Origin of the sequence: Streptococcus sp. SS4, assembly GCF_030440125.1 — a bacterium.
Lineage (GTDB): Bacteria > Bacillota > Bacilli > Lactobacillales > Streptococcaceae > Streptococcus.
Genome location: NZ_JAQFJM010000016.1, coordinates 1 through 21,814 on the forward strand (window position 1 = coordinate 1; position 21,814 = coordinate 21,814).

The 21,814-nt window shown below is 40.7% G+C and carries 17 protein-coding genes and 1 pseudogene; 4 read left to right on the forward strand and 14 right to left on the reverse strand.

All coding sequences use genetic code 11. From position 1 onward, the window contains the following. From PCY16_RS11270 to PCY16_RS11110, 14 genes and pseudogenes are all read right to left on the reverse strand, one after another. The coding region (locus PCY16_RS11270; RefSeq protein ID WP_367317075.1) for a MucBP domain-containing protein at positions 1–544 on the reverse strand (544 nt) is incomplete at its 3' end. Further along, positions 508–1,158, reverse strand: coding sequence for a hypothetical protein (locus PCY16_RS11275; protein ID WP_367317076.1), 651 nt, complete (start codon positions 1,156–1,158; stop codon positions 508–510). The genes PCY16_RS11270 and PCY16_RS11275, both read right to left, overlap by 37 nt. 2,956 nt (positions 1,159–4,114) lie before the next feature. Continuing rightward, positions 4,115–4,306, reverse strand: a pseudogene (locus PCY16_RS11280) (accessory Sec-dependent serine-rich glycoprotein adhesin); the annotation flags it as partial. A gap of 493 nt (positions 4,307–4,799) precedes the next feature. Continuing rightward, on the reverse strand, positions 4,800–5,801 hold the full coding sequence (locus PCY16_RS11060) for a sugar transferase (RefSeq protein WP_002883536.1): 1,002 nt from the start codon (positions 5,799–5,801) through the stop codon (positions 4,800–4,802). 38 nt (positions 5,802–5,839) lie between these two features. Then, on the reverse strand, positions 5,840–6,064 hold the full coding sequence (locus tag PCY16_RS11065) for an accessory secretory protein Asp5 (protein ID WP_002883546.1): 225 nt from the start codon (positions 6,062–6,064) through the stop codon (positions 5,840–5,842). 4 nt (positions 6,065–6,068) lie between these two features. Continuing rightward, the gene (gene asp4 / locus PCY16_RS11070) at positions 6,069–6,248 is read right to left on the reverse strand and encodes an accessory secretory system protein Asp4 (protein ID WP_002883547.1); all 180 of its coding nucleotides are present in this window, start codon (positions 6,246–6,248) and stop codon (positions 6,069–6,071) included. Continuing rightward, positions 6,241–7,593, reverse strand: a complete 1,353-nt coding sequence (gene gtfB / locus PCY16_RS11075; protein WP_195414192.1) for an accessory Sec system glycosylation chaperone GtfB — start codon at positions 7,591–7,593, stop codon at positions 6,241–6,243. Before gtfB ends, asp4 begins: the two co-directional genes overlap by 8 nt. Continuing rightward, positions 7,590–9,098 (reverse strand): accessory Sec system glycosyltransferase GtfA, encoded by a 1,509-nt coding sequence (gtfA, locus tag PCY16_RS11080; RefSeq protein WP_070577089.1) that lies wholly within the window; start codon positions 9,096–9,098, stop codon positions 7,590–7,592. Before gtfA ends, gtfB begins: the two co-directional genes overlap by 4 nt. A gap of 12 nt (positions 9,099–9,110) precedes the next feature. Beyond that, positions 9,111–11,486 (reverse strand): accessory Sec system translocase SecA2, encoded by a 2,376-nt coding sequence (gene secA2, locus PCY16_RS11085; RefSeq protein ID WP_195414193.1) that lies wholly within the window; start codon positions 11,484–11,486, stop codon positions 9,111–9,113. After that, entirely contained in the window at positions 11,479–11,925 is a 447-nt protein-coding gene (gene asp3, locus PCY16_RS11090; protein ID WP_073949965.1) for an accessory Sec system protein Asp3, read from the reverse strand. The genes secA2 and asp3 overlap by 8 nt, the downstream gene beginning before the upstream one ends. Before the next feature lie 2 nt (positions 11,926–11,927). Next, positions 11,928–13,466 carry an accessory Sec system protein Asp2 gene (gene asp2 / locus PCY16_RS11095; protein WP_195414194.1) on the reverse strand — a complete coding sequence of 513 codons (1,539 nt, stop codon included), beginning with the start codon at positions 13,464–13,466 and terminating at the stop codon, positions 11,928–11,930. Then, positions 13,453–15,024 carry an accessory Sec system protein Asp1 gene (asp1, locus tag PCY16_RS11100; RefSeq protein WP_195414195.1) on the reverse strand — a complete coding sequence of 524 codons (1,572 nt, stop codon included), beginning with the start codon at positions 15,022–15,024 and terminating at the stop codon, positions 13,453–13,455. Before asp1 ends, asp2 begins: the two co-directional genes overlap by 14 nt. Before the next feature lie 100 nt (positions 15,025–15,124). Beyond that, positions 15,125–16,351, reverse strand: coding sequence for an accessory Sec system protein translocase subunit SecY2 (secY2, locus tag PCY16_RS11105; RefSeq protein ID WP_002891376.1), 1,227 nt, complete (start codon positions 16,349–16,351; stop codon positions 15,125–15,127). A 94-nt stretch (positions 16,352–16,445) separates the two neighbouring features. Next, the gene (locus PCY16_RS11110; protein ID WP_104021207.1) at positions 16,446–18,539 is read right to left on the reverse strand and encodes a glycosyltransferase; all 2,094 of its coding nucleotides are present in this window, start codon (positions 18,537–18,539) and stop codon (positions 16,446–16,448) included. 578 nt (positions 18,540–19,117) lie between these two features. Between PCY16_RS11110 and PCY16_RS11115 the strand changes: the two genes are divergently transcribed. The 4 genes from PCY16_RS11115 to PCY16_RS11130 all read left to right on the forward strand — a co-directional run bounded on the left by PCY16_RS11115 (position 19,118) and on the right by PCY16_RS11130 (position 21,746). Beyond that, positions 19,118–19,510 carry a hypothetical protein gene (locus PCY16_RS11115; protein WP_301354644.1) on the forward strand — a complete coding sequence of 131 codons (393 nt, stop codon included), beginning with the start codon at positions 19,118–19,120 and terminating at the stop codon, positions 19,508–19,510. A 280-nt stretch (positions 19,511–19,790) separates the two neighbouring features. Further along, the gene (locus PCY16_RS11120; RefSeq protein WP_301354645.1) at positions 19,791–20,294 is read left to right on the forward strand and encodes a hypothetical protein; all 504 of its coding nucleotides are present in this window, start codon (positions 19,791–19,793) and stop codon (positions 20,292–20,294) included. After that, positions 20,294–21,130 (forward strand): hypothetical protein, encoded by an 837-nt coding sequence (locus PCY16_RS11125; protein ID WP_301354647.1) that lies wholly within the window; start codon positions 20,294–20,296, stop codon positions 21,128–21,130. Before PCY16_RS11120 ends, PCY16_RS11125 begins: the two co-directional genes overlap by 1 nt. A 133-nt stretch (positions 21,131–21,263) precedes the next feature. Beyond that, complete coding sequence (locus PCY16_RS11130; RefSeq protein ID WP_301354648.1) at positions 21,264–21,746, forward strand: hypothetical protein; 483 nt, start codon at positions 21,264–21,266, stop codon at positions 21,744–21,746. The last annotated feature ends 68 nt before the right edge of the window (positions 21,747–21,814 follow it).

Here is a 21,814-nt window from a genome sequence, read left to right on the forward strand (position 1 = left end):
TACCTGTTGTAGCGTCATCACCTGTCCAGTGACCTTGTTCGTCGACTTGACCTACTTTGTAGTTACCTGCTGGTACCAATTCGTATGTCTTACCTTCGAATTCGATTTCTTTTGGACGGTTGTCTACAACTGTATCGTAGTCTTTATCAACTGGTTGGTCTTTTTCATCTGTTACAGATGCTTTGATTGTCTTACCTTCAGTGTCTACATAGTGAACGTAAACATTACCTTTCACTTCTTTATAAACGTAAGTGATTGTTGATTTAGGTTTATCAACTTTACCTTTAATTGGATCAGATGATTCAAGGTGTCCATCGCCGTCAACTTTACCTACTGGGTAGTCACCTTTTGGTACGATCTTGTATGTCTTACCATCTGGAGTCTTGATTGTGTTAGGTTTTTCACCTTCCTCAGTTGTGTTATATGGAGTGTCATATGGTGAGTTTGGTGTGTCTTGACGTGGTTTTTGGATTTCTTTACCATCATTCTCACGGATGTAAGTGATGATTACTTCACCAACTTTAGGAGTTTCACTTTCAGACATTGATTGAGAAATTGAAACTGAAGTTGATTCAGAGCTTGAAAGTGATTCTGAAACTGAAGTTGAAGTTGATGTAGATTCTGAAAGGCTAGCAGATGCTGAGTAAGATTCAGAAGCTGATACTGATTCAGATACAGAAGTTGATTCTGAAGAGCTTGCTGATTCTGATGCAGATGCTGAAGCTGATGTGCTTGCTGATTCTGATGCAGATGCTGACTCAGATGCACTTGCTGATTCTGATGCAGATGCTGACTCAGATGCGCTTGCTGATTCTGATGCAGATGCTGACTCAGATGCGCTTGCTGATTCTGATGCAGATGCTGACTCAGATGCACTTGCTGATTCTGATGCAGATGCTGACTCAGATGCGCTTGCTGATTCTGATGCAGACGCTGACTCAGATGCACTTGCTGATTCTGATACAGATGCTGACTCAGATGCGCTTGCTGATTCTGATGCAGACGCTGACTCAGATGCACTTGCTGATTCTGATACAGATGCTGACTCAGAAGAAGATGTTGATTCAGATTCTGAGTTATTTGTAACAATTGAAGTTGACTCAGAGAGTGAAAGTGAAACTGAGATAGATTCTGAAGTTGAAACTGACTCAGATGCACTTGCTGATTCTGATGCAGATGCTGACTCAGATGCGCTTGCTGACTCAGATGCGCTTGTTGACTCAGATGCGCTTGTTGATTCTGACGCAGATACTGAAGCTGATGTGCTTACTGATTCTGACGCAGATGCTGACTCAGATGCGCTTGCTGATTCTGACGCAGACGCTGAAGCTGATGCACTTGCTGATTCCGATGCAGATGCTGAAGCTGATGTGCTTACTGATTCTGATGCAGATGCTGACTCAGATGCGCTTGCTGATTCTGATGCAGATGCTGACTCAGATGCGCTTGCTGATTCTGACGCAGATGCTGACTTAGACGCACTTTCTGATTCTGATTGTGATACAGATTGTGACTTAGACACTACTTCTGATTCTGATTGTGATACAGATTGTGACTTAGACACTACTTCTGATTCTGATTGTGATACAGATTGTGACTTAGACACTACTTCTGATTCTGATTGTGACACTGATTGTGATTTAGAAACCACTTCTGATTCTGATACAGATTGTGACTTAGACACTACTTCTGATTCTGATTGTGACACTGATTGTGATTTAGAAACCACTTCTGATTCTGATACAGATTGTGACTTAGATGTTACTTCTGATTCTGATTGTGACACTGATTGTGATTTAGAAACCACTTCTGATTCTGATACAGATTGTGACTTAGATGCTACTTCTGATTCTGATGAAGATTGTGATTTAGACACTACTTCTGACTCGGATTGCGAGTTTGATGCAGAGTTTGAGAATGATTGCGATTGAGAAGCAGATTCAGAATCATTCATCTTAACGAAGTAATAGTTCACATCAGTTGATGGTTTAATCGCAGTTGGAATTGAGTAGTTGTTTGAGAATGATGAATAACCCTTCAATTCAGAGTATACTTTTCCGTTTGGTGCTGTTGGGTCATTCGCAACAGATCCTTCTGCTTGGATTTCTGGAACTTTACCAGCGATTACGTTGTAACTGTTATTACCAGCTCCGGCAGGTGTCAATGATGTGCTTGGAGCACCTTTGAATGGACGTGGATAAGTATGTAGAGTTCCGTCCATTTGTTTATAAGTATCTGTCTCAGTAGCAGACTGCCAACCAGTGATAATGAGTGATTTACTTCCAGCTGTTTCGTTGACTTCAATATAGTAGTCACCATTTTTGCTGTTTACTTTTGAAACTTTTGTCTCATCAGCTTTCCACTCTTCACCAGCTTTGTTAACTTTACTTGTATAGATGAGTGTGTACTTAGATACATCTTCAGTACCAATATCTGATGTAGCAAAATTGTTAACCTGTGATGGATCAAGGGCGTAGAATTTCGTTACAGTTGAGCCATCAGTATCAACGATTTCAGAAATACGTTTCACATAGTAGTGGTTTGCTCCACCTTGAAGTTCGACAAGTTTTTGTCCAACAACACCCTTACCGAGAATACCTGATGTTTTTTGAGTTGTATCTGTTGTGGCAGCTACAGGTTTGTAACCAGCAACATCACGATTTCCTGAGGCTGTGAATTGTTGCCCTGCAAGACCTGTTTGAGTATAGCTTGCAAGAACTGTTTCATTTCCAGTTGGTTTGTATGTTTGACCTTCTGTGTACTTGCTACTGTCAACGACTTTATAGTAAGTTGTTTGATCAGCTTTAGCATAAGGAACAGAAGTTTGAACGTTTTGTTTGTCTTCACCTTGGTTACCTGGGTAGTTAGTATCACGGATTTGAAGTGTTTCATACTCAAGGTTAGCATTTACCAATGAGAAGGTAACGTTACCTGGATTAGTTCCGTTAGCAGCTGCGTATGTCAAAGTGTTAGTTACATCAGAGTTATTGTTTGTGATGTAGCTTGGAAGTGAGATATTGCTTTCTCCCGCTTTGATTGTACGAGTGTAAACTTCTGAGCCATCAGACTTCTTAACGATACGCAAGTAAACATCTGGGTTAGCTGAAAGGCTACCTGTGATTGCTGAACGGTCTACTGAAAGTGTAGCGTAGTAATCAAAGTTTGTTTTAGCACCAGTAGCGTGGTTTGTTTTAAGGAATTGCCATACACCGAAAGTGAAACGATCAGCGTTTGGATCCAAAGCATAACCAGCTTCATTGAAGGCTGCATCTTCAATCGTTGCACCATTAGCATTTGAAATAACTGGGTTAGTATCTACACTACCAGTAGTGCTTGTTGAGATTGGTGCCAACTGTGCAGTAACTGCTGCAACACCGTTAACTACTGAGTTACCTGTGAAGCCGTTGTCAGTGATCTTAGTCATCATGTTGTCAACAGCGTTACCAAGGCGCTCACGTTGTTCTGCGTAAGCAGCGTTTGTTGCTGATGCAGCAAGTAATGTAGTTGATTTAGCAACTTCTTCTTGAACTGTTGCGATAGCAGTTTGGATTTCAGTTTTAGCAGCTGTATCAGTCAACTTAGCTTGGTAATCTTTAGCGATACCTACAAGCAATTCTGCTTCTGAAACGTTTTGATCCAAGATAGTTTTTTCATCTTCTTGAGTAGCTGTTTCTGATGCAGTTGCAGCTGTTGAAGTTGCTGATTCTGAAGCTGAAGATGATTCTGAGTGTGAACCACTGTTGCTTTCAGTGTGTGATTGGCTTTCAGATGTTGAGTTCACTTTGCTAAGTGAAACAGATTCTGAGATAGCTTGTGACAATTCTGCTGATACAGATTGTGATACTGAAACTGAAGCGTCTGTGCTTGCTTGAGCGTCAACTGAAGAGCTTGTAGACTCTTGACTAGCTGATGCTGGAGCTTCTGAAGCTACTGTTTCGGATACTGGAGCAGCGCTCAAGGCAACTGAATCTGAGTTAGCAATGATATCATGATTTGTAGTTGCTTGGCTTTCCAAAGCTGGTGCAGTTGTTTCTTCGGCTTGAGCAGTGTAAGTTGCTACTGCTCCACCTGCCACAGCACCTGCTGCTGCAATCCCTTTAAGAAGAGCTGTACCTGAAAGAAGAGAAGATTTTTCTTCTACATTTTGAACTGTTACTGACGGAGCATCTGCGCCACCTTTAACAACTTTGAAAAGTCCAAAGTTAGATGTTGCAGCACGAAGCCAGTTTTTACCCGATTTGATAAGTTTGAAGCGAGTCACGCGATCAGTTTCGCGGAATTCACCTTCGTTACGTCTAAAAAACATATTTACCTCCTAAAAATATGAGTTATTTCCTAATCTGGAAATTACAATTTATAATATATCACAAGTTTACTAAAAATTGTTCTTTTTTATCTCATTTTCTCCAAAAAAATGTAAGGTTTCCGCAATTCTGAATTTTCTGATTACTATAAATAATTACCATTGTTTTTAAGTGAAAACGGTTGAAACTCCCTATTTTATGCTATTTATTTCTATTATTCTCATTTTTAAGCTGACTATCGTTCGGTTTAAAATTATCCAACAATTCCATTTTTGATAAATTGTCACACAATTACAATCAATTATTTTAGGCGAATTCTTTACATCTGTTAGGCTATTATTGACTATTTTTTAACATTAATCCTAATTAGAGACAGGTCTTCCTTAAATCCTTAAGTCTAAAGTGAAAATGATTTGATTAATTTATAAATAGTCAAGATATATGCTCAGATTTGTCACAAAAAAGAATTACCTTCCGATAATTCTTTTTAGACTATTAACCAAGGGCCATTATAGCATCAATAAAAAGCTTCTTGATGAAATAACCATTGCTAATGAGGTAGGCAGTGTATTGTGCGTTAGCAACCATCTGGGCATACTGCTCCTCGGTACATTCTTGTACACAACGGTCTGCTTCTTCCAGACTCGAAACGACAAAGCCTAGGCCATGTTCTCTGACATAGTCAGCATTTGAAAGATAGTCAGGCACCACAACTGGCAAGCCTGCAGCTAAATAGGTAGAGAGTTTATAGGAAATATTCAACTTATAGTAATCAAGCTCATCTTCAGATTTTTCTGAATTCCCCCAGACAAGACCAAAACCTCCTTTAGAAAGGTCAAACAAGAGCTCCTGTTTATTACGCCAGCCTTCAAGTTGAATTCTGGAATAATCCTTGTCTTCTTCTTTTTCCGCATAGACATGAAGAGGTGTCTCCTGCTGCCAGTTGAGAATGTGGGGGAAACGAGTTGGATTACCAGCAAAGATGAGCTTCTTTTGGAAGCTTGGTTTGTGCAAGTCAAGGTTATGAGGCAAATCCCAAAGTTCCTGGATAATAATCTTTTTGACCGTTAACCCTTCCTCAATGAGTCGATCACGCATTTGTTCTGATGGAACAACGACGACATCACAAAGATTGTACATCTCAATGTAGTTAGGCATGAGGAAATAATTACTAGGAAACATTATAGGTGGAACATCATGGATGAACATCACAAGTTTGGTTTGCACTGCCCTAAATTTATGAATGAGGCTAGTGTCCCAAGCGACACTATTCCACGACGGCGACTGGAAGAAGACAATATCGCCATAGCTCACTCCTGCCACAATACCATCAAGGCGGGAATTTAATTCACCACTTGACTCCTGGCTATTATCGTAGAAATAGATTGCTAATTCATTGGCACCAAGCTCCTTGGCAATCTTCATGGTATCATTTTGGGCAATCAAGGCCACACTACGTGGGGACTGCCCAAATAAATTCGTAAAATGTACACGCATACATACTTCTTTCTATTATATGGTAGGAAGTCCTCTACTTACTTATAAGAAACAATCATAAAAATAAGTAAGAGGATAAAGAGGGCTATGCTGATAGCCAAGGTCAACATTTTTCGAATCGGTTGGCTAGCCCAATAACTTGGTTTACCGATATTACTAGTGGCATCCGTTGAGAAAATCTGCGTTTGACGCGGTTGGATGGTCACTAGGACGATAAGGGCAACCGAAAGAATCACTGCTAGAACCATAAATACTAACATCATAAGACTACCTCAACAAACCAATAAGGGTGAAGATCAAACCGATGATAATAACAAGTCCGAGCATGATTGAAAAGCTCTTGTTAATCTTCTCTCCTCTGGTTTCTTTTTCTTTTGTGATAGGCTTTTGCTTGAGTTCTTCCATACGGCCTTCAACGTCACCGTAGAATAAATCTTTTTTAGACATGATTTCCTCCTAAAAGTGATTGTAAGCGGTCGGCCAACTCAGAAGCAGTCAGAGTATTGGCTTGAGCTTCTTGAGCTTGCATGGCCTCTTGCATGGCTTGATTGTCGCTTAGGACCTGCTTAATCTTGGCAACCATAGCTGGATAGTTCTGACTGGCATAGATATGCTCTGGTGCTGTATAGACAGGTCCATGAGCTGTTTCTGAAAAGGCCAAAATCAATAATTGGTGTTCAAAGGCAGTTCGCGTCGCCTTGTACAATTCATTATGATGGTTAATGTCCAAATAGAGGTCAGACTCTTGATAGAGCTTGTCCAACTGCTTGTGACTAGCATTTGGATGGAGCACAACGTTTGAATAACGCATCATCGAGAGCAATCTTGGTGACATCTCAGTGACTGCCGCAATCTGGAAGGTCACATCAGGGAGTGACTCAACCAAGGCTTCTAAACGCTCAATTTGGTCTGAATTGGTTGCAATAAAGGCATTACGAGGTTTGCCATGATTTTCCTTGAAGTCATAGGCATAGCCAAGTGACAAGACCTTATGTTTTTTATCCTCAGGCACCAGCGTCGAGGCTTTTTCATAAGTCACTTTATCAGGAATGATGATGGCATTGGCTCTGGCTGAATTATCCTCCAAGATACCATTCATATTACCTGGAAGGACATCACCCAGTGGCTCTTGCCAGGCAAGGACATCAGTGGCACCTTTATTTTCCATAGTCCATGAGACGATGAAAGGTGTCGCCAGGCTATTAAAGATAATGTGGTCGATATCACCAAAGACCTGAGCTAGGAAGGCTTTGACAAATTCGGTACGGTTGGCGAAACGACGAAGGGCTTGTCCTGGTAGAGTCAAGAGAATATCACTGGTGAGATGATTTTCCAAGATACGTTCGTCGCCTTCTTTGGTTTGGTAGCTGGTAAAGACTGCCTGACCGTTCTCATCATGAGTGGTTTTGGCAAAGCAGAATCCGTATTTGTTATAGTGGTCCACTTGGCGAATTTTTCCTGACTTGTCTAACCATTCGACACTTTTAACGATACGAGCCTTGCTACCTTCTGGGTAGGTGATGCGGGCACGTTCTTCGGTAAGATTAGACACACGCGCCATCTGATTATTCCCTGAAATTTCCCAAAAGTCTGGCACAGGAACTTGGTTGAAAAAGCGTGGTTTGCCAGTTTCCTCTTCTGCTTCCACATAATAGGTGAAAGGAGAGAGAGCATCTTGAGGGAGAAAACCATCTGGATTGATGACAACTGTTGTGGCATCATAGCCTGCTACCTGAAGAGAGTAAGCTAGATCCTTACTGGCTTGATTGTAGTAATCACATAAGAATATCATGAGCGTACCTCCTCAAGTAACTGTTTCCAAGCTGCCTTGACTTGACTGGTCAAGAAGGCTTTGGCAAGGTCATAAGATTTTTGACGCATGGCTTCGATATTGTCTTTTTCATAGAGACGGACAATGGCATCCTTATAGGACTTGGTGATGACATCCACAACATGATTTTCAGCGACAGGGAGGAGATAACCATTGACCCCGTCTTCGATAAAGGTTTGATTTCCGTAAGGCACATCAAATCCAATCATCGGAAGACCTGAACCAACCGCCTCCATGAGAGTAAGGCCAAAACCTTCACTGGTTGAAGCTGTTAGGTAGACCTCGTACTGGCTATAAATGTCAGTCAAGTCAGCGTGCCCCATGAGTCGGATATAGTCGCCAGCTTGTGCTTCGACAATAATCTCACGCAACTTGGCATCCATACTACCACTACCGTAGATATCAAAAGTGATATCTGGCAGAGTCTTATGAACCTCGATAACCGCACGAACCAACCAGTCAATGTGTTTTTCCTGAGCCAATCGTGAGGCCGTGATCATTGAGAATGGCTTACGTGGCTTGTCCTGCCCGACCAATTCAGGCAGACTTCCCACTGGAATAGTGTAGATTTTGGGATCGTGGTTGGTGTAGCGACGGAACTGCTCTTGAAGAATTTCCTTCTGACGATCAGTTGCCACGATAAAGAAATCAACCTTGTCCGCATTGGTAAACTGGTACTCGTAATAGTTATTCCAGAGAATATAGTTGCCATCAGTTTGATTGACACTAAAATGCTCAGCGTGAACCACTACACCTAGGCGAGCAGCTTGCGCTTCTTCAAAGACCAACTGGCCAATACCTGTTTCACGGTCCAAGATGACCACATCATCCTTGGTTAGGGCTAGACGTTTGAAGAAATAGCGAAGGAATTCTTGCTTACCATAAAGAACCTGATCAGGAAAACGGTAGATATCCTGATTATTGTCTCCGACAATCATGTCATAGGCTGTAGATCCATCTTCGTTATAAAAACGACGTTGGTAAACCTTGGCTTGATTGTCCTTAGGCGCAAAATACTCACTGCAGTAACGGGTGTAAGAGTAAAAGTCCTTGCGCAAGAGCTTGTCATTGACAAAATAGCTGACTGTTTCCACTGCATCTTCGTCCATCGCACGAAGGTTACATGCTACTACCATATCATCCTGTGGATAATGGTAACGAATGAGGCGACCAGCAACTTCCTTGCGCTCAGGATTGGCAGGTAAGACGGTCTCTATTTCTGCTAGGCTAATGGTCGATGGCGCAATCTTGATATCTGTAAAATAGTTATGAAGCCAGATGATTTCATCGTCTGAAAAACCAATCTTGCTAGTCATATGCTCGATATTATCCCCAAGGATGAGGTCCATAAAGACAAATTTTGCTTCTTGCCCCATTTCCCTGAAAATCTTAGCACGATAGGCCTGAGCATACTCAACACCACTGCTGGCCCAACCTATGCCTAAATTAATGTTATATACTGTCATAATTTCCTTATTTTATGGGAAATGGCTGATGATATCTCCTTTTTTAGTGACTTGCACCTGACTAAGGAGAAGATTACGAACCATATCCTTTCTGATTTGACGTTTCATGGCTTCGAAGCCCTTGTAGGCCTCTTGGTAATATTCGACAATAGGGTTCTTTTGACTGAGTTGCTGGCTACCGATAGCCATTTGGAGTTGTTGCAGATAGTCTACCTGCTCCACCCAGTTGTCATCCACAGCCTTCAGCATGGATAGGCGTTGGAAATACTCGTTAAGTTCCTTGGTTTTCAACTCCTGCTTCTTAGCATCAAGTTCACGATAGGCAAACTGGTAGATGAGTTCCAAGACTTGCTCACGATTGTTGAGGTCTAAATCCTTAGGAATTTCATTGATGCGGAAGCTGATATTACGCAAGATAAAGTGGTAAAGATTTTCCGCTTTTGAGAAATCTTCCTCAGCCATTGCTTGGTCGATGAAATCGTCAAGAACCTCGTCGATAACAGTGTCCAAACCTTGATTGTGGTAGATGAGACGGTCACGTTGAGCATAAATCATCTCACGTTGGATGTTCATACTTTCTGCAAATTCAAGCGTCTGACGACGTGAGGTACGACCAGAACTTTCGCTAGCTTCTTGGGCTTTTTCAACCAATTTACGATACTTACGACCGGTCAGTTCCTTAGGCTCAATGTGATCATTAATGGCGTATTCTTTGTAGGTACGGTGAACCCAAGATGGACCGTATTTTTTAATCACATCGTCTTCAAGTGAGACAAAGAATTTAGACATACCAGGGTCACCTTGACGTCCAGAACGACCACGGATTTGCAAGTCAATACGTTGACTTTCCATACGTTCCGTACCGATTACGACCAATCCACCCAGTTCAGCTACGCCCTTGCCAAGCTTGATATCTGTTCCACGTCCAGCCATTGAAGTCGCAACTGTCACGGCACCCATTTGTCCTGACTCAGCAATCATCTCAGCCTCTCGAGGTGCGTTGTTGGCATTTAGGAGATTATGAGCAATCCCCTCACGCAAAAGTAAAGAAGAATAAAGCTCTGACATTTCCACCGAACCAACGAAAATCAAGATAGGATTGCCTTTTTCATGATAATGCTTAACATACTCTAAAGAAGCAAAGACCTTCTCTGGCAGAGTCGCATAAATCTTATCTGGATAGTCGATACGTTGTTTCTTACGGTTGGTTGGAATTTGAATGACCTTCATACCATAGGTATCGAGAAATTCTTTTTCCGCAACCTTACCAGTACCAGTCATCCCTGAAATTTTCTTGAATTTTTTAAAGAGACTTTGGTAGGTGATAGAAGCCATGGCTCTGGTTTCTTGTGACAAGGCCACTAATTCCTTGGCTTCGATGGCTTGGTGGAGTCCACCTTGGAGCTTGGTCAATTCCAAGAGACGACCTGTCGATTTATCAAGAAGAACCACTTCAGGCCCTTTCTTACCATCACGAATGATGTAGTCCTTGTCCTTTTTATAGAGCAAGTGGGCACGAAGTGAAAAGAGCAAATGACGGGCAAAGGTACTATTTTCCTCATCGTAGAGGTTGCCGATACCGAGGTAGTTTTCAGCAGCCTTGGCACCCTTAGTGGTCAACCAAACTTCACTTTTTTCCTCTTTGAAGATGTAGTCTTCACCCTCGACCAAGGTGGTCATGAGTGTATCCATCATTCCATAGTAGTTGGACTGAACACGGGGCGCACCAGAAATAATCAAGGGCGTCTGGGCACTATCAAGAAGGACAGAGTCTACCTCATCGACGATAGCATAGTTAAAAGGACGCATGTATTTCCCGTCTTGGTTAGAAGCAAGGTTATCAATCAAATAGTCAAAACCTAGACTGGCATTGGTCGTGTAAACGATATCTGATTGATAGATGGCACGCTTTTCAGCTGGTTCCATCTCATTACTACCTTCCACACAAGGCACACCAATCGTCAAACCTAGGAACTCATAGACCTGACCCATTTCTTCGGCGTCACGGATAGCCAAGTATTCATTGGTCGTAACGAGGATAGCCCCTTCACCTGACAAGGCATTAAGGTAGACTGGCATGGTTGCCGTCAAAGTCTTACCCTCACCGGTATTCATCTCAGCGATATGGCCCTGATGCATGACAATGCCCCCCATGACCTGAACATCATAAGGAAACATGCCTAGCACGCGCTTATCTGCTTCACGAACAACCGCAAAGGCTTCTGGCAGGAGGTCGTCCAAGCTTTCTCCTTGGGCTAAACGCTCCTTAAATTCCTGCGTTTTATTTTTCAACTCAAGGTTGCTCAGACCGGCCATTTCATCGGCTAGGCCGTTGATTTCCTTGAGTATCTCCTTAACAGGGAGAATAGGATTCAGTTGTTTAAACATGTTCTTCTCCTGTTTCTTCCAGTTTTAAGCTGTAGAAATCCAGCTCTTTGACCCCAGCACTCAAGAGAGAAATACGATAGGTATAGGCCTCATGAGGATAAACAAAGGTCATGTGGGTACTTTTTTCAATCAGCTGCTTAATTTCATTGTCATAACGGTCCAAAAAGCTGACTTTCAAAAAGACTGAGCCTGTTGGTACAGCTTCGAGATTAGCCGTCAAGTCGTAGCTATGTCCCTTTTTCAAAAGTGGGAGGGCAGGCTGGGTACGAGCAGCTTGATAGTTTTGGATGGCCATCCAAGACTGGATTTCCGTTCCTGATGGCACCAAAGGATTGTAAAATTGCACAGAACCATCTTGGCGTTTAACAATTTTTGAGCCATACATGTAGGCTTTGTGGTTTAAGCCCCACAAGATTTCTGATTTCTTGTTTCTGAACATTCTTACTCCTTCCTTCCAAAATCATTTTCTAAAATCATACGGTAAAAATTGACAAACCAAGTTGTCGCCGTATATGAATCATCGTTGTGTCGACCTGACGTTCCCTTACTGAGAATCTTAGCCCCTGAATAATAGAGGGACTTGGTAATATCCTCATAGGCCGTCGGATCCATATCCTCGTCTTTCATGTAAGAAAGAGCAAAGGTCGTGTTTGAAAAATCTGCTTTTTCAAACTTATTCCAGAACTTCTGATTAAGGGCCTCAACACCCTCATTATCCAAGCGTCCTGTCTGCAAATGCAAGACATCAATTCCTGTTGGAAAGACCTCTGGTGCCAAAAGTCTAGCACGATTTCCGATAGTACCAACATTGGCTAGGGGTTTAGACATGATGATGGCATGAGGTTCAAAGTCCGCACCATAGTACATAGATGGGAAGGTTCCCATGGACATTCCAGAGAGAATGAGTTGACTATTGTCAAAACCTAGATAGTCCAAGTAATGTTGGATGGTGTCCTTGATACTATTTTCAAGCTCTTCAGTTCCCATGTAGAAGGCTCCCCCTTGGAGACGAGGGTCTGAAAAGAGCAAGAATGGTGTTCCCATCCCTTTCATCATTCCGAAACCTTCGAAACCTTCGGCAGGACGGAAACCTGAGAAGTAAACAGACAAAGGTGGCTTGAAATCCCCAGGATAAAAGAAATAGTTGATTTCCTGACGCTTGCTGTCGTGGAGAATACCACCACCAAGTACAAATTTACCGAATTGGAAACGGGTCAAACGTTGGTGGAGACCACCAATTGTAATCTGACCTTTGCCCTTCATTTCAAGACTAGCAGCCAAGAGGAAGGTCATGTCCTCATCAAGGACAATGGCCCCCTTGCGCATTTCTTCTTCTGAAACGATATAGGTCTTAAAAATACCTGCGACCGAACCTTCTGGCAAAAGATTGAGAATCAAACGACACTCGCAAGTCTCCTCTTTTTCAAATTCCAACCAAAGCTCGATAGGATTTTCCTTGCTGGCTCTGACATTATAGGTCCAGTCCAAGACAGGACTAAAATCTTGACCATAATCACCTTTTAAAATGACATTTTCATGACCGTGGTAGGTCACGTCACCAGTAAAATTTGGGTTAACCTGGGTAGTGAAAGGAGACATCTTATCCCCGTATTGGCCTGAAAAGAGTGCTTTTGAAAGGGTAAAGAGCAACTGTCCTTGATTTGAAAAATCAGTCGGTACAGCACACACTTCCTTCAGAAACTGAAGGAGGCTCTCATCTGGCACTTCAATCGTTTGATCAAAGAAAATAGTGTGAGGAATCAAATACTCTTTAATAGCCATCAATTCCTCAAGACCTTCATGACTGTCCACTATAACAGCTGTGAAAGCCTTGATTTCGTCTTCTTCGATGGTTTCTTGTAAGGTCTCAAGCTGACCAAGATTGCAATAATACCATTTCATATTTTCAGGAATTTCCTGATTTTCTGACCAGTTGGATGATCCAACTTGTAGTATCTTCAGACGATTATCCTTGGTCATTCTGCTCCTCCTTCAACCAATTTTCCCATTTTTGCACCAAACGGTCTCCTGTATTTTCCTTAATTTTCTCAATAGAGTAGATAAGGGAACGGTTCCAGTTGTTCAACTGTCCCAAATAGTAGTAAGCGCCTTTTTCAAAATCAGACAAGTGCTTCAAGATATAACCATTCTCTTGGTGGGTCACATACTCAGATGCCACACGGTTAATTTGTGGAATACCAGCACTAATTCCAGCAATCTGTGTATAACGATTAGGTTCCTTGCTCAAGTCGACAATGAGTCGTGTAAACTGAAGGGCCTTGATAAGGGCAGTCTCGTCACGCAGGTCTTGGAAAGAAAATCGGCTGACGATTTCATTATTTTCTTCCAATTTATTTTCTGCACCACTACTTTCGACAACCTCTTCAAAGGCATCTGGACTCAATCGTTCTTCAATCATTTTTTCCACTTGATTTTGCAGGCTACCAAGTTGCTCTGGATTGGCATTAAATGCTCCAAATTCAACCTGTGTCTTAGGATACTTAGCCACAAAAGCCAAGACCTGATAAATAGCCTCTAAATCCAACTGATCGAAGTCAACCTGATAAAAGATTTTAGACTCTTTGACACGTTGACTGGTTCCCAAAGCCAAACGGGTATCGAAGGAAGCCATGTGTTTGAGTTTCTTAGCCTCTTCTGGATAGGCAACCTGAAGCTGCTCCAAGTAATCGTAACGGTCAGCAATCAACAAGTCCACTTTCGGCAGAAAGACTTCATAGGTGTCAATACTATCGTCCTGATTACGTTCTGCGAACCAAGTCAAAATCTTAGTGTTGTCTGCTGGCAAATGTTCAAAGATGTGCTTGTTATGGCGTAAATCTGAGGCAATAACAAAACGGTCCTCTGCTTCTACCTTTTCGTCCAAGAATTTAGTCAAAAATTCCCAGATAACTTCTGAAAGTTCACCGTAGTAACTCTTATTAAAACGACCTTCCGTACGAGGGTTGGCTACAATTCCACGGCCATCAAAGAAATGACAGAGTTGCCAGACTCCCTTGGCATTAAGATAGTTTCGATAGCTTGGTTGTCCACCTTCATAATAAAGACTACTTGAGATAAAACCGCGGTCATCGTAGATGTCTTCGCGAATGATTTGCTCATCCTTATAGTAGCGAATCATGCCAATAAAGCCTTCTGAGCCAAACTCAATCTCGGCATAACGCTTGTGTTGGCATTGCACCACGATAGCAAATGGTGTGTGAACAAAGGTAGCCCCTTCTGGCCATTCCAAATCTGTCACCTGAAGATTTTTCATATCTTCATCAGTGATACCCTGAATCAAGTCAAAAATAGCTGTATAGCCAACTTCCAAGACATCATGACGATGCAAGAAATAACGCAAATGTGGTTGGTAGGCCAAAAGCAAAAGCTGAGGGGCTAAGTCCTCATCCTGAAAGATACGAACTTGGTGCAAGCTGTCATCAAATTCAATTTTTTGGCGGATACGGTACCAAGGATCAATGGCCGTCTTCCAAAATTCGTCCGTCTGTCCATACCAAGCTGGAATAAAATAATACATGAGTTCTCCTTCATTGTCTTTTCATCACAATACTTGAGATTGAGGGGCAGACCGATCACTCATCACCAGCCTGCCTCTCAACCCCACGAGGGGTGAGAGTTTATACATTTTCAAAAAGTGGGGTGTAGGAAGTGTTAAGCTTCAAGGCTTTCATTTCCTCGTTAACATTGTAAATCATACCGCTAAAAATCAAGAATGTCCCAGGAATCATACTCAGTTGTAGGTAATCTGGATTGACCAAGATAATCAGCATTGGAGCACCTGCCATAAAGAGCATATAAAGGGCACCGATAAAACCAAGTCTAAGCACCAAATGGTTGATATAGGCACTAGTTTCTTGGCCTGGATAAACACCGTAGATATACTCACCTGACTTGCGCATTCGCTCAGAGATTTGCTCACCAGAGACATTAACGAAGGCAAAGGCTAACCCTAAAACGAAGAGCATGATCAGATAAACAACCAACCAAAGAGGTTGACCGACTGTCAAAGCCTTGATGGCACCACTGGTCCACTTGCTTTCAGGATGGATAAATTGAATCAGCATAAAAACGTACTGCGGAATACTAACCAGCGACATGGCATACATGAAAGGCATCCCTCCGGCTGGATTCAACATAATATCCAAGTAAGAATACTGTTTAAAGCGGTTATGAATATTGATTTTATTAATTGAGATACGGTATCTCGCCCTCTGCACAACCCCTGAAATATAGAGGAAGACCAAACTGAATAGAATCAGAGGAAGCAAGACATCCCAACCGATACCTAACTTTTCAATACTATCCATGATTTGATAGGGCAGATTGGCCATCATACTTGCCATCAAGATAACAATGGAGCCTCCAATCCCAAAGAGAGAGTTGAGGTCTGATAGCCAAACCAAGAAGAAGGTCCCGGCAATTAATAAAATGGTATTCATGAAAATAGCGAGACTAGCATTAACCCCTGAAACGATAGGTAAATTCAAGGATACTGCCAAAGATTGAACAATGGCAATCCCTAGGGCCAAATACATGCGTCTACGGTCCTGAATTTCAATGGGAAGATTTTTCAAGCCCATTTTCTTAGAGAAAGAAAACATCTGCCAGAGAATCATGGCCGACATCCAGGGCGACAAACCCACTGAAAATAGAGACATGGACCTGAGGTTTCCACCCATCATGGCACTAGAGAAAGCCAAGGAACCTATGGCTCCCCCAAAGATATTTGCATTTTTCAAATCCACAAACGGTAGAACCAATTGATTTCCCAAACAATAAATAAAGAGGAAAAAGAGGGTCCATAAGACACGTTTGGTGATTATCGATTGACTAATTTTTTTCACTATTACTCCTATTTCCTGCCCATAGACAGGCTGATGTTATTTCGATTGAAACGAGACAGAGACGCCATTTCAGCCTACTTATCCAAGCAAAGGATTACAGGCTCTTCTTACGCATTTGGCGAATGGTCTCAGCCATCTCTTTCCAACGATCTCTTGAGTAGGTTTGTTGGTTATGCTTGGTTGACTTAAGGTCCTCGAAGCCTAAAATCGGTTTGTTTTCAAACCTAAAGGCATCAAGAATTTCCACTACTTTTCTTCCTGGATTGATATCTAGAAGCAAGTCACTGGTACGCAACAATTCCAAATCTAGCCCATTTAAGCCCGCAATGGCTGAGTAAACCGTCACATTTGGATAGGTAATCAATTGGGCTAGTTTATCTGTCACATGCTGTCGAGAGGCAATTTTAAACTGTACCTTAGGAAGAGCCGAGATAAGGTCCGTCAAATGAGGAATTTCTGAAATGTTGGTGTAAACCAAACAAGTAAATGGACGGCCCTTAGGATAAATCATGTCCTCTGAAAGTGGCAATAAAGCGGTATTTTCAGCAACCTCTGACCAATCCATTTGAGCATAGAACCACCAGACCTCGCGATAAGCTTGGCAAGCCAATGGTAACCAAGGCTTACGGTGTGAGGCATAATGCACAACCTTAGGATAGTCTTGACCATTTGGCAGATGGAAACCAGCTAAACTAGACTTGGTAACCGCATAGTTGTTGTCAAAAGACAAGGGCAACCAGTTGTTACGGAAGACCATGTTTAGAATGGACTGCTCTGCAAATGGTACCTTATCATGCCATTCACTAGTCATGTCAATAAAGTGACGCCTCATGTTGTACTGCTTCCAATAAGCCGTATCAATCACCATGAATCCTACATCAAACATCGCCTGACTATCCTGAACTTGAACGGCATAGTCACGTACGGCAGCCAAAGGTCGACCTTGCAAATCAAGGGTAAAGAGGTCCTCTAGAGAACCTGTAACCACCATGTCACTATCCAAATAAAGGGCCCGTTCCTCAGACACAAAGTCCGCCACAAAATAGCGAAGATAGCTTGCATAGTTGCTATTAGTCTTGTATTGCTTGATATGACTACTATCCACACGACAGTTAATCACTTCACTACCAAAGGCAGCCAGATGACGGTTTAGTCCTCTAAACCACTCTTGAGAGAAATCATCGTTAATCAAGTAAAAACGAATGTTGCGATGATGGAAAACGATGGATTTGATGGTCGTAAGCACCTGGTCAACATAAGTATAGTTAGCCGCAAGAACAATAGCACGCTTTTTAGTCTCATAACGTTGAGGAGCTAAACTCAAGACCTGGAATTTCTCCTGAATGGAGCGGTAGGCATCAGAATCCGTGAGACCTTGCTCCTCCACATTTTTCAAGCAAGCCTCTAGCATCTGACGGTAGGTGACCATGTATTTTTCCAGAGGGAAACCATGACTAGCAACAATAGCCAAGCGTTCTTCCATGGCATAAACCAAGGTCATCATCCAGTCTTGCATCCAAGTCGCTGACGGCATCTCTGGACTCTCACGATATACATAAAGTCCCTTGTTGAGATAAACCGTACGCTCACTCATGAGATAGGCTTTAAGGTTGAAAAAGCCATCCTCCCCTGCATGCTCTTTTGGAAAAAGCAAGTCATTAAACAAAGAACGTTTGTAGAGTTTGCCTGTCGCAGAAATCAGAGCGATGTTAATGTTATTGGTTTCTTCAAAGAGACCATCAATAATCTGAGCCGGTGAATAAACCTGCTCATAATAATCTTCATCCTTGATATAAAAATAAAAGAGATCTTCCGATTCCTTATAGACACTGTAATTGGCCACTGCGATATCCGCCTTGTGGGCCTGAAGAGTCTTATAAAGTTCCTCCAGATAAGTAGACTCTACCCAATCCTCAGCATCCACGTAGGTGACGTAAGCTCCCTTAGCCTGACGAATACCAATATGGCGAGCATCTGAAAGCCCTCCATTATCCTTTTTAAAATAGAGGATACGAGAATCCCTAGCAGCATAACTACGGCAAATAGCATCACTATTATCTATTGAGCCATAATTGATGAGAATAATTTCAAGATTTTGATAGGTCTGACCCAAAACACTGTCTAAACAGGTCTGGAGTTGATTTTCTACATTGTAAACGGGAATAATTACGGAAATTTTTTCTGTCATTTTTTATTTCTTATTTTTTCTAGCTAATACATTTTTTTATTTTCCTGTCTCAAACTTTCATAAGATAGCAAGGAACAGTCTAAGAATCTGACAAGCATTTTACGGTCACAAGATATAAAAATCATAAACACATTCTATACACTTTTTCCTTGATTTTATCGAGACTTAACCATATTAAATTATAACATAGTATCACTTAATTTTCTAATAGATTAACTTTTTTATGAGGGATTTTTTTCAAATAAATTTCCTTTTATTTTCAAAAAAACTGATAGTTAGGACGCTTCTAAACCTATATTTTCAAAATCTAAAATTGAATAAAGCCAACCATATTTCAAATCGAAAAATACAGTCTTTCTGATACTATTAAAGCGATACAAAATGGACTTGACTACTCACCATTTGCTAAATATAGAAATTGAATAAATTTTCTTTGTCTAATTTTACTAAATTTCGTAAATTTTTTTATTTTACTCTTCTTTCATTATTTCTGAGTGATATAATAAGAATAAGAGTTATAAGCGTATAATGCTTATAATTGAAGTAAAATCAAAACTACTTATTTCTAGGAGAAAAAAATGGCTTATATTTTTATAATGGCATTATTTAGCATTATTGTGTTCATCTTAAACATAAAAACCAAATTTATTTGGAAAATACAAGCTTATAAAAAATGGAAAGATATTCAACCCGATATCAGACAGATTCATTCAATGTATTCTCAATACTGTATAGAAGGAAAACAAGTTGGTTGGTTCAATAAAAATTTTCTTAAGGAAACTAAATCACAATTATACCAACACAGAAATAACTTTCTAAATTATATAGATTTCTGTGAATCAAAAAAACTAGAACCTAAAATTCAACCTAAGCCACTTATTAATGAGATTGAAAAAATTGAGGATGCAATTCTGAATCCTAGTGATTTGTTAAATAAGGAACTAAATAAAGCAGAAAAAAAAATACGATGAGGAATATAAACTAACTAGTTCTAAGGGAGAAACTCTATTAAAAGAACGACAAGAAACTGTACAGCTTATTTCAAATGTTGAGCGCTTAATAAATAGTATTGCGTTTCACCCAAAAGCATTCGTAATAGATTTTGAGGAAATAAAAATAGAGAAACAAAACTTCCAGGGGGTAATAGAATTTGCGAAGGAACAAAGTGAAAATCTTGAAAGAGGTAGCAAATTAATTGGAGCTGGTTTAACTGCTGGAGGCTTTGTCGCTAGTACAGCTCCTACCGCGGCAATGTGGGTTGCGACAACTTTCGGTACAGCCTCCACTGGCACTGCTATTTCTGCTTTAAGCGGGGCAGCTGCATCTAACGCTGCCATAGCTTGGCTTGGTGGTGGTGCCTTAGCCACAGGTGGTGGAGGAATGGCTGCAGGTCAAGCTTTATTAGCTCTTGCAGGTCCTGTAGGTTGGGGAATTGCCGGAACTACCCTACTAGCAAGTGTTTTATTAACCGTAAAAAAAAGATTTAAGCTTCAAGAAAAAAAGAAAGACGAAATAATAAAACTCCAAAATCTTACTAACGAGCTAAGAAAAGTAGGAGTAAATATAGAACAACTAATTGATCAAACGGTTTCACTAAAGGTAGAACTTTCTCAACAATTTCAAGAGTGTCTGCACTATGACTCTACTAACTATTCAACTCTTAACTCTGAAGACAAGCAGATACTTGCAGCATTGGTTAACAACACCAAGACTTTGTCTAAAATGCTCAGTAAAACAGTAGAAAGTAATACATAATGATTTTTAAAAGAGTGATAAAAAGTAATGAAGAGCAAGCAATTGCATCATGGACGAATTACATAAATCAAGTTAGACTAGATAACCTATTAAAGAATCTCCAGAATCAAAATCAAAATTTTAAGGATGCAATAAACACACTAGATTCTACTATGCATCAGATAAATAAGTCGATTATAGAACAGAATCGTGGTGGGACAAAAGGAATGCATGGTTTTATTGCTGAGGTTGCTGAATGTGGGATTGGAAATGCAAGAGAACAGATATTAGGAAAAGCTCCTAAATATGTCTGGATTAATGATAATGGTCCTTCCGATTTTGTCCGTGATGGAATTGAAATACAGCAAAAGTTTGTAAATTCTGGCAATCATTTATCATTATTTGCTATCAAACAACACTATGAAAAATATCCTTGGTTTCTAGATGGAGGTAGAAAATATCAAATACCTGCTGATCATTATGAAAAGATAAAAATGTTGCTATCCATTTCTGAAAATCAAGCCAATCAGATAGGAACTAAAACCGGTGAATTCTCATTAAAGCAATGGAAGGAAGTAAATCAATTCTTCGCAACAGGAAACATCAAACTTTCTGATATAGAACCTTCGAAAGTGAGTTACAAGGAGGTACAAAGGAATCAAATCAATACCACTATTTATAATGAAAAAGGGAATATAAAGGATATTGATACTAATATTAGAAGAGATATATACAATAAAAGCAAACCTACTTTCAAACAGGGAGCCTATATATCCGCTATAGCGGCTTCTCTAGAAGGGGGTACTGCGTTTATAACAGGAATAATTAAAAAAAAAGCGCTTAGGGAAAACTATTAGTGAGTTTACAAAAGACGATTGGCTTGAAATCTCCAAAGATAGTGGAATTGGAGCTATTAAAGGGGGTACTCGGGGCATTACGATATACGCCCTTACGAATTACACAGCTACTCCTGCAGCAGTAGCTAGTTCTTTGTGTACCGCGTCATTTGGTATCGCTGAAGAAGCATACAAATTTCGCAAAAAGTTAATCACAAAAGAAGAATTTTTACTAAATTCGCAAATCTTATGTGTTGATGTATCAGTTAGTGCATTATCCTCAATATTAGGACATGCTGTAATTCCAATACCTATTTTAGGAGCTGTTATTGGAAATACTATAGGAACTTTCCTATATGAAATTGCTAAAGATAATCTCACAATGAAAGAGAAATTACTGATAGCAGATTATTTAAAAGAGATACAAGAATATAGCTATTTTTTAGATAATGAATTTGAATTATATAATCATCAACTTCAGAGAGAGATTAAGAATTACTATAAACTTTTAGGAAAGGCATTTTCTCCTGACTATAATATCGCTTTTCAGGGATCTATAGAATTAGCAGTAAGTTGTGGTGTTGATGAGGTGGATATACTAAAAAATGAGGAGGAAATTGATAATTACTTCACCTAGCTAAAAGTTCAACGGATTAGGGAGACATTAGGTAGCCCCATATTACCTTGACTAGCTTTTGCTATAAC

Coding starts and splice junctions, on each gene's coding strand:
- PCY16_RS11060 (WP_002883536.1), bottom strand. CDS start 5,801: ATGCGTGTACATTTTACGAATTTATTTGGGCAGTCCCCACGTAGTGTG.
- PCY16_RS11065 (WP_002883546.1), bottom strand. CDS start 6,064: ATGATGTTAGTATTTATGGTTCTAGCAGTGATTCTTTCGGTTGCCCTT.
- asp4 (WP_002883547.1), bottom strand. CDS start 6,248: ATGTCTAAAAAAGATTTATTCTACGGTGACGTTGAAGGCCGTATGGAA.
- gtfB (WP_195414192.1), bottom strand. CDS start 7,593: ATGATATTCTTATGTGATTACTACAATCAAGCCAGTAAGGATCTAGCT.
- gtfA (WP_070577089.1), bottom strand. CDS start 9,098: ATGACAGTATATAACATTAATTTAGGCATAGGTTGGGCCAGCAGTGGT.
- secA2 (WP_195414193.1), bottom strand. CDS start 11,486: ATGTTTAAACAACTGAATCCTATTCTCCCTGTTAAGGAGATACTCAAG.
- asp3 (WP_073949965.1), bottom strand. CDS start 11,925: ATGTTCAGAAACAAGAAATCAGAAATCTTGTGGGGCTTAAACCACAAA.
- asp2 (WP_195414194.1), bottom strand. CDS start 13,466: ATGACCAAGGATAATCGTCTGAAGATACTACAAGTTGGATCATCCAAC.
- asp1 (WP_195414195.1), bottom strand. CDS start 15,024: ATGTATTATTTTATTCCAGCTTGGTATGGACAGACGGACGAATTTTGG.
- PCY16_RS11110 (WP_104021207.1), bottom strand. CDS start 18,539: ATGACAGAAAAAATTTCCGTAATTATTCCCGTTTACAATGTAGAAAAT.
- PCY16_RS11115 (WP_301354644.1), top strand. CDS start 19,118: ATGGCTTATATTTTTATAATGGCATTATTTAGCATTATTGTGTTCATC.
- PCY16_RS11120 (WP_301354645.1), top strand. CDS start 19,791: ATGTGGGTTGCGACAACTTTCGGTACAGCCTCCACTGGCACTGCTATT.
- PCY16_RS11125 (WP_301354647.1), top strand. CDS start 20,294: ATGATTTTTAAAAGAGTGATAAAAAGTAATGAAGAGCAAGCAATTGCA.